Raw genomic sequence first — 13,766 nt, forward strand, 5'->3', positions numbered from 1 at the left:
CGTCCGTCTCAATGGCCCATGGTGGCGGATCCGGGATCCGACGCCGCTTGGCCTCCGTCGGGGAGAAACAGGCGAAAGGACGTTTGCCGCGCCCTTCCGCCGACACCATTAGATGAGCTGTGTCATACGGCCGGGAAGCCCGGGTGGCGGAGTGGCGGCTCCTGGCCGAAATATTCCTTGAAGGCGGCGTCGTAGAGCGCCGTCTCATGGCCGAACATGGCGATGGTGAAGGTCTGGTTGACGAAAGTCAGCCAGTCGAGATCGCCTTGGCGAAGTGCAGCGCCGTAGAGCATCGAATACCAGCTCTTGCCGGCATCGAAATATTTGTCGGGGTTGCGCGAGGCGAGCCAGCGCACGGTGGAGAGGTCGACCGCGGCGGCGTCGACGCGCTTGGATTCCAGCGCCTGCAGGACGTTGGCCTGGGTGTCGATCTGCATCACCTGCGCCTGCGGCAAGGCGTAATGCACCGAAGTTTCGGCGTCGACATTCTGCAGGATCGAGACGCGCGTGGCGGAGCCGCCGGCAAGCAATTTGTCGAAGGTTTTGTTCTCGGAGCCGGGCAGCGTCAGCAGGGCGACGCCTTCGACATAGTAGGGCCGCGAGAAGTGAATCAGCTGCGAGCGCTGCGCGTTCATGGTCATGAACTGGATGGTGATGTCGACCTTGTTGGTGGTCACATTCGGAATGCGCTGCGCCGGATCCTGGGTGACGAATTCGACCTTGGTCGGATCATCGAAAAGGCCCTTGGCGAGGATGCGGCCCATGGTGATGTCCATGCCGACCAGCTCGCCGGCATCGTTCTCGAAATGCCACGGCGCATTGGTGCTGCCGGTGCCGACGATCAGCTTACCGCGATCGAGCGCGGTGCGCAGCACGCTGTCGGACGCGGCCTGCGCCGCGGCCTTCTCGGCGCTGACCGCGGTGAGCGCGCCGGCGGTGGCAAGTCCCGCCATTCCCAGTTTCAGAAAATCACGTCTTCCGGATGTGTCGTTCACGGCGACCTCCTTTCGTGTTGTGTTCCCCTTGCGGATACACGCGCCGGTAAGCGACAAAACGGTTGTCTCTTACAAAGGACAAGTGTATCCTGTACAAGACAGATACTAGCATCAGGAATCGACAATGCAAGATGGCGAATCGCTAACCGAGTGGCCGGCCGGCGGCATGGACGAGGAGAAGCCCGCGAATTCCCGTGAAAAGGGTCTCAACCGCGTGCTGCATATCCTGGAGTTCCTGCACGCCACGCAGCGCGCGATCGGCATCGGCGAGCTGGCCAAGGGGCTCAACGCGCCGCGCTCGACGACCTACACGCTGGTGCGCGAGCTGGTCGATGCCGGGCTCCTCGAGATGACCGGCGACGGCAACCGCGTCTATTTCGGCAAGAAGCTCTACCTCTATGGAATGGCCTATATGCGCGGCAACGACCTGCTCAGGCGCGGACGGCAGGAGGTCGACACGCTGTCGCGCGAGACGGGCGAGACCTCGGAGCTGTGCATGCTGCAGAGCGGCCGCTACACGATCGTCCATTCGAGCCCCGGAACGCGACCTTTCCGCATCAGCTCGGCCACCGGCCTGCAGATCCCGCTTCCCTGGACGGCTTCCGGCCGGCTGCTGCTCGCAGGCCTCGACCGCAGTCGGATCGAAGCCATGATGTCCGAGGACGACCTCGTGCTGCCGGACGGCCGCAAGATCGAGCTCGACGACTTCATCGACGACATAGGAAGAGCCCGCGTCACCGGCTATTGCGTGACCTCGGGCCTTGTCGACGCCTACACCAAATGCCTGGCGGCGCCGGTCTTTTCGGCGCCCGGCAAGGTCGAGGCGACAATGTGCCTGGTGGTGCCGATCGACACGTCGCAAGAGCGGACAGGCGAACTGGTCGCGCTGCTGCGCGAGCGCGCCGCGCGGCTTTCGATCTCGTAGCGAAGGAAAGCGCTGCCGGTCTAGGCGATGATATCGGGGATGATGCGGTCTTCCAGCGCCATCAGCCGGTCCTTCAGCAGCAGCTTCTTCTTCTTCATGCGCTGGATCTGCAGCGGGTCGCAACCCATGGCGATCATCGCATTGATGGCGGCGTCGAAATCGGCGTGTTCCTGTTTGAGCCGGGAATATTCTAGGCGTATTTCAGCCTGTTCCTGTTCGGACATTATCTACCGTCTGCGTATGCGTCGCCCAGGATGGGCCTTTGGGCGGGGCCGGTGGGGTTTGTGACCTGTCGGTCTTGTCACCGGCGCGCCGCTGATATCACATTTCACATTGTCGTGGAATGCTACCACACGGCATTCGACATCGAGATTGGTTGGTGGCAAAGTGTCATCGTGCCGTCACAGTCGCGACCTGCGGTGGACGTGCCTGCGACGGCTGCGATCGAGGAAACCATGAAAGGGAGAACCAATCATGTCTCTTGCATCCCATCTTGATGAGCTGCAGCGGAAGCACGGCGACATCGAGCGTGAGCTTATCGACGCGATGAACCATCCTTCGGTAGACGACCTCGAGATCGCCAGTCTCAAGCGGCGCAAGTTGGCAATCAAGGACGAGATTGAAAAGCTGAAGGCGAAACCGACGGCACACTGAAGCTCCTCTAGGCAACATACGCGCCATTCGCGGCGCAATCATCCCCCCGGTGGCTCTTGTGCTGCCGGCGCCTAGGTTTTTAATTTCGATTTCTGACCAGTTTCGGCAGCGGCGGCGCGGCTTGGGCGCCTTCGAGGCCGAAGCCGGGTCTTATGGTCTCGGCGGCAGCTCAGGCAGCCGATTTGTCCGATCGACGGCTCCCCGCCATTGACAAGCCTTCTTTGCTCCTCCACCTCATGCCCGGACCCTTGAGCATCTTCCTGCTCCAAGCTAAAGGCGGCCGGCATGACCGGATATTTTTCTTCTCCTTTCCCGCGCAGGACATCCGTCGGCGTCGATGTCGGCGGCGTGACGGTCGGCGGCGGCGCGCCCGTCGTCGTGCAGTCGATGACCAATACCGACACCGCCGATGTCGACCAGACGGTCGCGCAGGTTGCGGCGCTGCATCGCGCCGGCTCGGAGATCGTGCGCATCACCGTCGACCGCGACGAGAGTGCCGCCGCCGTGCCGCGCATTCAGGAAAGGCTGTCGAGGCTCGGCGTCAACGTGCCTCTGGTCGGCGATTTCCACTATATCGGCCACCAGCTGCTCGCTGATCATCCGGCCTGCGCCGAGGCGCTGGCGAAATACCGCATCAATCCCGGCAATGTCGGCTTCAAGGAGAAGAAGGACCGCCAGTTCGCGGCGATCGTCGAGATGGCGATCAGATACGACAAGCCGGTGCGCATTGGCGTCAACTGGGGCTCGCTCGACCAGGAACTCCTGACACGGCTGATGGACGAGAACCAGGCCCAGGGCTCGCCGCGCACCGCGCAGGAAGTCACGCGCGAGGCGATCGTGCAGTCGGCGATTCTGTCGGCCGAGATGGCCGAAGAGATCGGACTTGGCCGCGACAAGATCATCCTGTCGGCCAAGGTCAGTGGCGTGCAGGACCTGATCGCCGTCTATACCGAGCTTGCGACCCGCTCCGACCATGCGCTGCATCTCGGCCTGACCGAGGCCGGCATGGGCACCAAGGGCATCGTCGCCTCTTCCGCGGCGATGGGCATCCTCCTGCAGCAGGGCATCGGCGACACGATCCGCATCTCGCTGACGCCGGAGCCGAACGGCGACCGCACGCGCGAGGTGCAGGTCTCGCAGGAACTGTTGCAAACCATGGGCTTCCGCCAGTTCGTGCCGATCGTCGCCGCCTGCCCCGGCTGCGGCCGCACGACCTCCACCGTGTTCCAGGAACTGGCCCAGAGCATCCAGGCCGACATCCGCAAGAACATGCCGGTGTGGCGCGAGAAGTATCCGGGCGTCGAAAACCTCAAGGTCGCGGTGATGGGCTGCATCGTCAACGGCCCGGGCGAATCCAAGCATGCCGATATCGGCATATCCTTGCCCGGCACTGGCGAGACGCCGACGGCGCCGGTGTTCATCGACGGCAAGAAGGCGGCTACGCTGCGCGGACCCTCGATCGCGCAGGATTTCGAGAAGATGGTCGCCGACTACATCGAGCAGCGGTACGGACACGGCAAAGCCGCCGCGGAATGAGCCCATGCGGCGTTTGTTCAGGGCGGCACTGATCCTGACTTGCGCGTTGATCCCTGCAGGCCAGGCGTTCGCCGATCCGCCGCAGTCGCAATCGGCCGCCAAACGGCTGATTTCCCGCGTCTGCGACTTGATCGAGACCCAGGCCGAGCAAAACCGCCTGCCCGAGGATTTCTTCGCCAGGCTGATCTGGAAGGAAAGCCGCTTCGATCCCAATGCGGTCAGTCCGGTCGGTGCCGAAGGCATCGCGCAATTCATGCCGGGCACCGCCAAGCTGCGCGGGCTTGCCGATCCCTTCGACATCGAGCAGGCCATCCCGGCTTCAGCGAAATATCTCGCCGAGATGAAGGCGGGCTACGGCAATCTCGGCCTGGCGGCAGCCGCCTACAATGCCGGCGAGAGCCGGGTGTCGCGCTGGCTAAGCTCCGGCGGCTTTCTGCCGATGGAGACCGAAAGCTATGTCTTCGACATCATGGGCGAACCGGTCGACAAGTTCTCGGACACAGCCTATGCCGGCGCCATCCAGCCGCTCGATCCGAAGATGAACTTCGCGGTCGCCTGCCGCCGGCTGCCGGTGATCATGTCGCAGACCGTCGCCATGGCCTCGATCAACGTCAAACCGTGGGGTGTCCAGGTGGCCGGCAATTTCCGCCGCTCCGCCGCGATCGGCCAGTGGCTGCGCGTGCGTGGCCGGTTCCCGGCCCTGCTCGCCAGCCATGATCCGGTGGTGAGCCGCGTGCGCACGCCGATCGGCCGGCGCGGCATCTATGCGGTCAGGATCGGCGCCGACTCGCGGGTCGAGGCCAACGGCATCTGCAACAAGCTGCAAAGCGTCGGCGGCGCGTGTGTGGTCATGCGCAACCGGTAACGGGGCCGCGGCAAGGTTATTTCGGGGACGCTGGCGGAACGGCGCCGCGCGAAGGAACTCGGCGACTGGAAGTCGTCGTTGTTCGCCGTGTCTAAGCCGTCTTCGCCGTCACCGTCTCGCTGAGCCAGGTGCCGATCTTGGCGCCAAGGCGGTCTGGAGAAACCGGCTTGGGCAGGTAGTCATCCATGCCGGCCTCGATGCATTTTTCGCGGTCGCCCTTCAGCGCGTGCGCTGTGACGCCGATGATCGGCGTGTGGCTGCCGGCCTGCTGCTCGATGGAGCGGATGGCTCGCGTCGCCTCGTAGCCGTTCAGCTCCGGCATGGAGACGTCCATCAGCACCAGCCGCGGCCGCAGCGAGCGGTACATCTCGACCGCGGTGCGGCCGTTGCCGGCGATGCGATAGCTGAGGCCAAGGCCGTTGAGGATCTGACCGAAGACCAGCTGGTTCACCTCATTGTCCTCGGCGATCAGGATATCGATCGGGCCGCTCGGCGCGACGGTCGATTCCGGCGCCACTGGCACCGGAACGGTCGGACCGCGGATGACGGTGAAGGCCGGCGGAGCCGGCTGGGCGACGACCGGCTCGCGCACGAAATGCGCCTTGGCGCCTTGCATACGCGCCTTCTGGATGGCGGAGATGACGGTGCCGAGCAGCACCGCCGAACGCGCCGGCTTGGTGAGATGGGCGACGATGCCGAAGTCGATCACCATCCTGCCGAAATCGACCTGGTCGACGGAGGTGAGTAGCACGACCGGAATGGACGTGAGACGGCTGTCCGCGGCTATGGCTCTCGCGACATCGGCGCCGTTCATGCCGGGCATCTGGTAGTCGAGGATGATGCAGTCGACCGAGGCGCCGAGCTGGCAGGCACGGTCGAGGAAGGCGAGGCCGACGGCGCCGCTTTCGGCCGCCGCGCAATCGAAGCTCCAGCTCCGCAGCTGTTCCAGCAGGATCTCGCGATTGACCGGATTGTCGTCGATGACCAGCACGCGGGCGCCGGTCACGTCGACCGGCACGATCTCGTCGCGCGCCTCCTGTTTGTGTACCGGCAGCGGCACGGCGAACCAGAACACCGAGCCGCGGCCGATCTCGCTTTCGACGCCGATCTTGCCGCCCATCAGGTCGACGAGGCGGGCGGAGATGGCGAGACCGAGGCCGGTGCCTTCGTGACGGCGGGTTGACGAGCCGTCGACCTGGGCGAATTTCTCGAACACGCTCTGCAGCTTCTCGGCGGGGATGCCTATGCCGGTGTCCTCGACGCGGACCTTGAGCTGGACCGCGCCGTCGACGACATCGCCGCCGACATCGATCAGCACATGCCCCTTCTCGGTGAACTTCACCGCGTTGCCGAGCAGGTTGGTGACGATCTGGCGGAAGCGCCCGGCGTCGCCGACGACGAAAGCCGGCAGGCGCGGATCGACGCGCACGATCAGCTCGAGGTTCTTTTCGGCTACACGGGCCGACACCAAAGTGGCCACGTCCTCGACGGCTTCGGCCAGGCGGAAGGGGGCAGGGTCGAGCGTCAGCTGGCCGGCGTTGATCTTCGAGAAATCGAGGATGTCGTTGATGATGGTGAGCAGCGCGTTGCCGGATTTGACGATGACGTCGGTGAAGGTCTTCTGGCGCGGCGTCAGCTCGGTCTTGGCGAGAAGCTCGGCCATGCCGAGCACGCCGTTCATCGGCGTGCGGATCTCGTGGCTCATGTTGGCGAGGAATTCGGACTTGGCGCGGTCGGCCGCCTCCGCCTTGAACAGCGATGCGGCGGTTTCGGCGAAGGCGCGGCGGATCGCGCTCTCCATCGGCCGGAAGATCAGAACCGCCGCGATGGCGAGCACCGCGAACAGCAGGCCGCTCGCCCACAAGAGCAGCCGGTCGTTGGCGGCGTCGGCGAGATGCCGCTCGTCATCGAGCGCCGTGCGCACGCGCACCAGCATGGGCTGGGCGAAAAGATCGTTCTGGTTGCGGATCTCGCGATAGCTCCATTCGTCGACCTTCTGAGCCACCGACATCAGGTTGAAGTTGCGCACCATGTCGCGCGCCGACCAGAACAGATCGCCGTTCACCGAAGCGGATTCAAGCGCGTTGAGGGTGTTGTTCGACAGGCGCGGCCTGATCGCCGCGAGCTGCGCGTTCAGGATCTCGATCTCGCCCATCAGCCGTTCGGAATGGCCGCGCGCGGCGGAGGTCAGCGCAACGCGGGTCTCGGCCCGCCAGGTTGTTCCGGTCGTCTCGGCGAAATTGGTGGCGTTGCGAAGGTCGCGGGAGAAGATGACGAAATTGGCGCTGAGGGCATCAACCTCGTGGCGGTATGAGTTCACGCGGTTGAGCGCGAACATGATCGCGGCCGAGGCCAAAGCGAAAACAAGCAATCCCGAAATGTAGCGAACCCGGATCGACCGGATGAAGGAGGAATACTCCGGCATGCGCAACCCCAACCCATACGCACAATTTTAATGGCCGGGATTACGCTTGATTTACATTAAGATTTCGTTGGTGCCGGGGTGTCATGCCCGTGAATGGTGAATAGTGAAATGGTGAATGGTCAAACTGCCGTTCACCATTGACCGGTCGCATGGATGACAGCGCCGCCAGTCCGCCGGCGACCTTGCGAGCCATCGAAGCGGCCACGGTGCGGGATCGCGACGGACGGTCGCTTCACTCGAGCCCGATCCACACAAAGCCATCCTGCTTTCGGCAGGGATAGACGATCAGCTTTGCGCGGTTTTTCGAAATGTCACCCAAATATTCCAGGCCCGCCCTGGTACCGTCCTGCTCCAACTTGGCCCACCCCCTGATTTCGCCGGTAAGCAGGTCGAAACAGCTCTGATGCCAGCGGCAGACCAAGCCAAGATCCGCGGTGATCGTGCTCTCCGTGTGCGGGAGCTTCAGCGCTTCGGCCTGAGCGGGACTTCGGCGTTCGTAGAGCGGCAGGTGAAGATGCGGGCAGGCATTGTTAAAGGCGCAATAGCTGTCGGATCCGCGGATGACGACGATGTCGTAGTTCTCGAAATCGAGAACCCGGCGTTCGTGGGGCTGAAGCTCGTCTTCGGCAAAAGCGCGGATCCACCTCCTGCCGCCTTGGCGGATGGTTTCGCGAGGCCGTTTGGCATTCAGCTCGGCGTCGATTTCCGGATTCAACCCGACGATTTCGAACAGGCTCGTGCGCTCAGCGCTACCGCGAAGGCGCACCCTGACGAAATCGGCGATTTCGACCTTGTCGGCGATCTGGTCGCGCAGGGTCTCGGATATCAGCAGTCGGGTGCCGGCATCCTTGTTGGCCGCCTCGATCCGGCTGGCCAGATTCACCACGTCGCCGACTGCCGTCAGACGTTCGTGTCCGGCCAGACCCAATGTGCCGATGACGGCTTCGCCATAGTTGAGGCCGATCCGAATATCGAAATCGATGCCATACATCGAGGCGAAGAACGGCTTCAGACGATCGACTGTGGCGAGGGTCTGAAGCGCGGCGTTCACGGCGCGGAGCGGGGCGTCGGGCTGGCCATCGATGCCGAATATTGCCATGAGCCCATCGCCGATGAGCTTGTCGACGAAACCACCATTCTGCTCGATGATGTCGCCGACCTGGGCGAAGTAGCGATTGAGCAGATACATCACGTCGTAGGGTGAAAGCCGCTCGGACAGCGCCGTGAAATCGACGATGTCGCTGAAGAAGACCGCAACATGCTTTGCTTCGCCGCAACGCGTCGCGGCGGAACCGCCAAGCTGGCTGGTGATCATCATGTCGGTTTCGTCCAGCACCAGGCGTCGGACGCGAAGCTCGCCTTCCGGCCTGAGCTGGCAGGCCAGCCGAACCTCATCCGCCAATCGCAAGCGCTCCGCCATCGAAGCCTCGGCGGAATTCCGGTCCGGGCAGGCCTTCAGGCCGTCGAGCACCCAGACGCGGCAGGTCGAGCATTTCGCACGGCCGCCGCAGGCATGCGCGAACGGCACACCCGATCTGAGAGCCGCCTCGAGCAAGGTCTCATCGGCGGCCACGTCAAAATCGATCTGGTCAGGTAGAGCGGTTACTCTGGTCATAATCTTGAACAGGGCTCTGCGGCGTTGACCGGGTTGCCAGTGTAGCACCAATCGGCTCAGGCAATCGAATCATGCAATATTCGGCCGACGGCGAGCCGTGATGGGTTCGTTGCGAACAAGCGGAAGGCGGTGCTTCGAGGGCGCAATCGAATTGACTGCGCTCGCCAGGCGGACGTCACGGGCTCAGGTTCCAGGCATTGCGAAGGGAGTTGGCGCGCTAATCGCGGCTAGCCGCGCATAATGCGATAGACGGTCGCATCACCCTCCACGCCCCGAAGAGGCGCCTCAAATGCCACGACACGATGGCCGGCAAGCATTTCGCCGACGCCGGGCGCGGCATGGAGCGCCTCGGAAATGCAGACCTGTCCGGCCTCCGCCAGGGACTGCACGCGCGCGGCCACATTCACGGTCTGGCCGAAATAGTCGAGGTTGTCGTTGAGCGTCACGGCGATCGACGGCCCACAATGGGCGCCGATCTTGAGGATGATCCCCGGCCCGTCATGGTCGCCGTTGAAGCGATCGATTTCTTCAAAGATGTGGAGTGCGGCCGAAATCGCATCCGACGGCCGCGAGAACGCAGCCATCACCGCATCCCCGATCGTCTTGACCACCGCTCCGGCATGTTGCTGAACCGCCGCGTTGACCAGAGCGAAATGCTCGCGGACCAGAGCATAGGCGTTGAGGTCGCCCAGGCGCTCATACATGGCGGTCGAACCCTTGAGGTCGGTGAACAGGAAGGTGATCTGCCGGATGCCGAGCCCCTCCTTCTCGTCGACACGTTCGGACCGGAAGAGCTGGCGGAAGGTTTGCCGCGCTAGCAGCGCTCCACCGGAAACATAGGGGTCGAAATCGAGGGCCGGCTTGTTGGTCAGCGCGACGAGCTCGGGCGGCCAGTTGATGGCAAGCAAGGAACCTCGCACCGGCCCCCTGTTCGCCACCTCAATGACAATCGGACCCGGTGGCACGGCGGGCAACGCCGGCAAGAAGCGCTTGCCGTCATAATCGACCTTCAGAAGTGTCGGCGCCAACACCGGATCGCCTGATATAGGCACAGCGAAAGCGGCCTGCGTCTGCACGTTGACGCCCGCAAGCGCGCCCGGTCCCAGGTCGGCGCGGAGCACTGTCGTGGTGCCGGGCGGCAGAAACGTCATGCCCCGAATGAAGCCGCGCAGGACGTCGAGAAAGCGAACGTGTTGCCCCGGTAGCCGCCCGTCATGTCCGAAGTGAAGCTTCCAGTGAAAATCCTCGACAGGGAGCGTCTCGGGATCGTGATAGGGCAGGCGCCGTAACTTTGGCGAAATCGAGAAGGTGACCTCGATGAAGTCGTCGAGGTTGGTGTCGCCCGATACGTCGCACAGGCCACAGACATAGTGGGTCTTCAGCGTGCGCAGGGCGCCGAAACTGTCGAGCACCATCCCGGACTGGGGACAGATCACATCCCAGCTCATGTCGAACAGGCCACAGCGGGCGGCATGAAGGAAGAGGTCGATCGCCTCCGGCTCGGCGATTGCGCGGTCGCGCGCAAAGGTCAGCGGATTGACGCGATAGAGCGACTGGTCGTCGGAACTCCTGATCAGCGTCTCGAATTTCGAGATGACGCGTGGGCTCCAGGCTCGCGACTGCTCGACCTTGGTCATCCTGCTTTCGAGAAGACGATCGTCGACTACCGTCACGTCGGATCCTCAACTTCCTCCTGACAGCCTACTAAAAAACCGGCGCGATGCGAATAGGCTCAGAACGGAACGCGGCGCAATGGAGCAGGCGCGCCGCCGACCATGCCGCCGCTGCCCGTGGCGCGGGCGAGCGCCGGCGCCAGCGCCGCCCGGCGCTCGGCCGGCAGCGTCGTCGCCTCGTCGTTCAATCAGACAGTATCTTTCGCCCGGTAGGCGTCGGGAAGTATGAAGACTTCGTCGGCGCGGCCGTAGCCTCCATCCGGAACTTCTTCGATCAGCACCATGGTGTAGGGGCGCACAGCCTCGCCGAAATAGTCGACGAACATCTGCGTGGTCTTGTGGACGAGTTCTTCCTTCTGCGCCCTTGTCAGGGCGGCTTCGGGCGTCTTGAAGTTGGCAAAGGGCATTTCGGGGTCCTTTCGGGTTTGTTGTCTTACAGCGACGGATGGAGAAGGTCGGCGAGACCGATGCGCTCAAGAAGCTGCGCCCGGACGCGGTCGGCGACGCCGTTGACGATGGTCGCGCCGTCGTCCGACGGATCGACATGGACGCGGAACGGCCGGCGGCCATGCGGCATCGCGACGAGATCGACGATGGCCTGGGCGACTTTCGAGGGATCGGCATCGGCCGGTTCCAGCCCGGCAAGGCCCTTCAGCGCCTGCTCGTCCACGCCGGCATAGGGTCCCGACCAATAGGCGTCGGCGCGTTCGGTGTCGGCCGGCTTGCCGGAATGGGCGAAGTGCTCCGTGCCTTTCGTGAACGCGCCCGGCACCACGATGCTCGTCTCGATGCCGAAACGGGCAAGCTCCAGCGCATAGCTTTGCGCCAGCGCGTCCATGCCCGCCTTGGCGGCGAAGTAGGGCGCGAGGAAGGGCGGCGTGCCGCCGCGCGTGCTGCTCGACCCGACCCAGATCATCAGAGCCCGGCCGAACCCGCGCAGATGCGGAAGCACCGCCCGGTTGACACGCTGGGTGCCGAGCACGTTGACGTCATAGAGCGCCGCCAACTGCTCCGGCGTGAAGGCTTCGGTCGGTCCGAACACCATGTGGCCGGCATTGTGGATGACGACGTCGATGCGGCCGGCGTCCTCGATGATGGTTCTGACGGCCGCCTCGATCGATGGTTCGGACAGCACGTCGAGCGCGATGGCGCGGATCGGCAGTTTCTCGTCGCGCGCCAGCCTTTCGACTTCGGCCGCTGCGGCGCCTCCGCGTGCCTGCGGATCGCGCATCGAGGCATAGACGCGGTGACCGGCCCTGGCGAGAACCTTGGCCGTCATCGCGCCGAAGCCGCTCGACGCGCCGGTGATAAGTATCGTCTGCTGCATGATCGTGCCCTTAAATGGCGCCGCCATTGGCGCGGATGATCTGGCCGTTGACCCACTGGCTGTCCGGACCGGCGAGGAAGGCGACAAGCCCGGCGATATCGTCAGGCTGGCCAAGGCGGCCAAGCGGAACAAGCTTGGTGATCGCCTCGATCTGCGCGGCGCTTTTGCCGTCGGTGAAGAGTTCGGTGTCGATCGGCCCGGGCGCTACGGCATTGACCGTGATGCGGCGCGGGCCGAGCTCCTTGGCCAGGATATGCGTCATGGCTTCGACGCCGGCCTTGGTTGCGGCGTAGACGCCATAGGCCGGCTGGTAGAAGCCCACCACGCTCGAGGAAAAGTTGATGATGCGTCCGCCATCATTCAGGCGCCGGGCGGCTTCGCGCATGCCGCGGAACGGGCCGCCGAGATTGACGGCAAGCTGGCGTTCGAATTGGGCCTCGTCGGTCTCCGCGATCGGCGAGAGCTTCATCATGCCGGCGTTGTTGACGAGAATGTCGACCCCGCCAAATGCCTTTTCCGCCGCGTCGAACAAAGCGGCCATGCCGGCCGGATCGCCGATGTCGGCCTGGACCGCGAGAGCAGTGCCGCCGGCCGCCTCGATGGCCGAAACGACCTCGTCGGCGGCGTCCTTTCCGCGCGCATAGTTTACGATGACGGCAATGCCCTCTTGGGCTAGTCGCTTGGCGATCGCCGCGCCAATGCCTCTTGACGCGCCTGTCACGATCGCTGTCCTTGTCTTCTGCATGATCGATCTCCGTTTGTTTGTTGCAGAACGGATATAGACGGTATCTCCTGCCGGATAATCGGCCGGCTATTGACAGCAGTATTCGGATAGAGCGAACAATCCGACATGGATCGACTCGACAGGATGCGGCTGTTCGTGCGGGTGGTGGAGCGGCGCAACTTCAGCGCCGCGGCGGCCGATCTTAGCCTGCCGCGTTCGACCGCCACCGAAGCGATCAAGCAGCTGGAGGATCATCTGGGGACAAGGCTGCTGGACAGGACCACGCGCCATGTCGCCACGACGCTCGACGGGCAGGCCTATTACGAGCGCTGCCTGTCGATCCTGGGTGAAGTGGAGGATGCCGAGGCCGGGTTCCGCAGCGCCGAACCGCGCGGCCTGCTGCGCATCGACGCGCATCCGCTGCTCACGCAGCGGTTCCTGCTGCCGGAATTGCCGGCCTTCCTCGAACGCTATCCTGAGATCGATCTGCATATTGGCCAGGGCGACAGGCTGGTCGACCTGGTGCGCGAAGGCGTCGACTGCGTCATTCGCGCCGGCGAGCCGCAGGACAGCGGCATGATCATGCGGCGGTTGGCGATGATCGGCGAAATCACCTGTGCGAGCCCGGGCTATCTGGAGCGTCATGGGGTGCCGGCGTCGCCCGACACACTGGGCGGCCATCAGGCCATCGGTTTCGTCTCCTCGCGCACAGGAGAAATCCTGCCGCTGGAGTTCACCATCGGAGCAAGGGTGCACCGGCTTGCGCTGCCGGGTCGGGTAAGGGTCAACAATTCAGACACTGCGGCCGCGCTGGCGCGCCTGGGTTTCGGGCTTATCCAAGCGCCACGCTATCGGCTCGAAAAGGATCTGGCGGACGGGACGCTGGTCGAAGTGCTTCAGGATTTCCCGCCGACGCCAACGCCGCTATCGGCGCTCTATCCGCAGAACCGGCAGCTCGCTCCGCGGCTGCGCGCCTTCCTGGAATGGGCATCCCGCATTTTCGCGGAGGCAAGGCTGTGAAGATCGG

The 13,766-nt window shown here is 64.0% G+C and carries 14 protein-coding genes; 5 read left to right on the forward strand and 9 right to left on the reverse strand.

The features are described 5' to 3' along the window. Positions 1 to 122: 122 nt before the first annotated feature. Positions 123 to 953 carry a transporter substrate-binding domain-containing protein gene (locus EJ067_RS21005; RefSeq protein WP_210211710.1) on the reverse strand — a complete coding sequence of 277 codons (831 nt, stop codon included), beginning with the start codon at positions 951 to 953 and terminating at the stop codon, positions 123 to 125. Positions 954 to 1,119: 166 nt separating this feature from the next. Here EJ067_RS21005 and EJ067_RS21010 point away from each other — a divergent pair, with 166 nt between their 5' ends. After that, the gene (locus EJ067_RS21010; RefSeq protein ID WP_126087176.1) at positions 1,120 to 1,920 is read left to right on the forward strand and encodes an IclR family transcriptional regulator; all 801 of its coding nucleotides are present in this window, start codon (positions 1,120 to 1,122) and stop codon (positions 1,918 to 1,920) included. Positions 1,921 to 1,940: 20 nt separating this feature from the next. On the opposite strand, the gene EJ067_RS21015 is transcribed toward EJ067_RS21010, so the two are convergent. Then, complete coding sequence (locus EJ067_RS21015) at positions 1,941 to 2,144, reverse strand: DUF465 domain-containing protein (protein WP_027166663.1); 204 nt, start codon at positions 2,142 to 2,144, stop codon at positions 1,941 to 1,943. 250 nt (positions 2,145 to 2,394) lie between these two features. Between EJ067_RS21015 and EJ067_RS21020 the strand changes: the two genes are divergently transcribed. The 3 genes from EJ067_RS21020 (at position 2,395) to EJ067_RS21030 (ending at position 4,975) form a co-directional block, all read left to right on the forward strand. After that, the gene (locus EJ067_RS21020; RefSeq protein ID WP_126087177.1) at positions 2,395 to 2,574 is read left to right on the forward strand and encodes a YdcH family protein; all 180 of its coding nucleotides are present in this window, start codon (positions 2,395 to 2,397) and stop codon (positions 2,572 to 2,574) included. A 285-nt stretch (positions 2,575 to 2,859) separates the two neighbouring features. Continuing rightward, entirely contained in the window at positions 2,860 to 4,110 is a 1,251-nt protein-coding gene (gene ispG / locus EJ067_RS21025) for a flavodoxin-dependent (E)-4-hydroxy-3-methylbut-2-enyl-diphosphate synthase (RefSeq protein WP_126087178.1), read from the forward strand. Between the two features lie 4 nt (positions 4,111 to 4,114). Continuing rightward, complete coding sequence (locus EJ067_RS21030) at positions 4,115 to 4,975, forward strand: lytic transglycosylase domain-containing protein (RefSeq protein ID WP_126087179.1); 861 nt, start codon at positions 4,115 to 4,117, stop codon at positions 4,973 to 4,975. Between the two features lie 91 nt (positions 4,976 to 5,066). Here the strand turns inward: EJ067_RS21030 and EJ067_RS21035 are convergent, their stop codons facing one another. From EJ067_RS21035 to EJ067_RS21065, 7 genes are all read right to left on the reverse strand, one after another. Next, positions 5,067 to 7,400 carry a response regulator gene (locus EJ067_RS21035; protein WP_126087180.1) on the reverse strand — a complete coding sequence of 778 codons (2,334 nt, stop codon included), beginning with the start codon at positions 7,398 to 7,400 and terminating at the stop codon, positions 5,067 to 5,069. Between the two features lie 232 nt (positions 7,401 to 7,632). After that, entirely contained in the window at positions 7,633 to 9,015 is a 1,383-nt protein-coding gene (locus EJ067_RS21040) for an adenylate/guanylate cyclase domain-containing protein (RefSeq protein WP_126087181.1), read from the reverse strand. A 227-nt stretch (positions 9,016 to 9,242) separates the two neighbouring features. After that, positions 9,243 to 10,688: an adenylate/guanylate cyclase domain-containing protein gene (locus tag EJ067_RS21045; RefSeq protein WP_126087182.1), complete on the reverse strand. Its 1,446-nt coding sequence runs from the start codon at positions 10,686 to 10,688 to the stop codon at positions 9,243 to 9,245. 59 nt (positions 10,689 to 10,747) lie between these two features. Further along, positions 10,748 to 10,876 carry a hypothetical protein gene (locus tag EJ067_RS35705; RefSeq protein ID WP_281058927.1) on the reverse strand — a complete coding sequence of 43 codons (129 nt, stop codon included), beginning with the start codon at positions 10,874 to 10,876 and terminating at the stop codon, positions 10,748 to 10,750. Next, the gene (locus EJ067_RS21055) at positions 10,877 to 11,095 is read right to left on the reverse strand and encodes a 4-oxalocrotonate tautomerase family protein (RefSeq protein ID WP_126087183.1); all 219 of its coding nucleotides are present in this window, start codon (positions 11,093 to 11,095) and stop codon (positions 10,877 to 10,879) included. Positions 11,096 to 11,121: 26 nt separating this feature from the next. Beyond that, on the reverse strand, positions 11,122 to 12,018 hold the full coding sequence (locus EJ067_RS21060; RefSeq protein ID WP_126089679.1) for an SDR family oxidoreductase: 897 nt from the start codon (positions 12,016 to 12,018) through the stop codon (positions 11,122 to 11,124). Positions 12,019 to 12,025: 7 nt separating this feature from the next. Continuing rightward, positions 12,026 to 12,760, reverse strand: a complete 735-nt coding sequence (locus EJ067_RS21065; RefSeq protein ID WP_189510045.1) for an SDR family oxidoreductase — start codon at positions 12,758 to 12,760, stop codon at positions 12,026 to 12,028. 105 nt (positions 12,761 to 12,865) lie between these two features. Here EJ067_RS21065 and EJ067_RS21070 point away from each other — a divergent pair, with 105 nt between their 5' ends. Next, on the forward strand, positions 12,866 to 13,759 hold the full coding sequence (locus EJ067_RS21070) for a LysR family transcriptional regulator (RefSeq protein ID WP_126087185.1): 894 nt from the start codon (positions 12,866 to 12,868) through the stop codon (positions 13,757 to 13,759). The last annotated feature ends 7 nt before the right edge of the window (positions 13,760 to 13,766 follow it).

This window comes from Mesorhizobium sp. M1D.F.Ca.ET.043.01.1.1, from assembly GCF_003952385.1.
Taxonomy (GTDB): domain Bacteria; phylum Pseudomonadota; class Alphaproteobacteria; order Rhizobiales; family Rhizobiaceae; genus Mesorhizobium.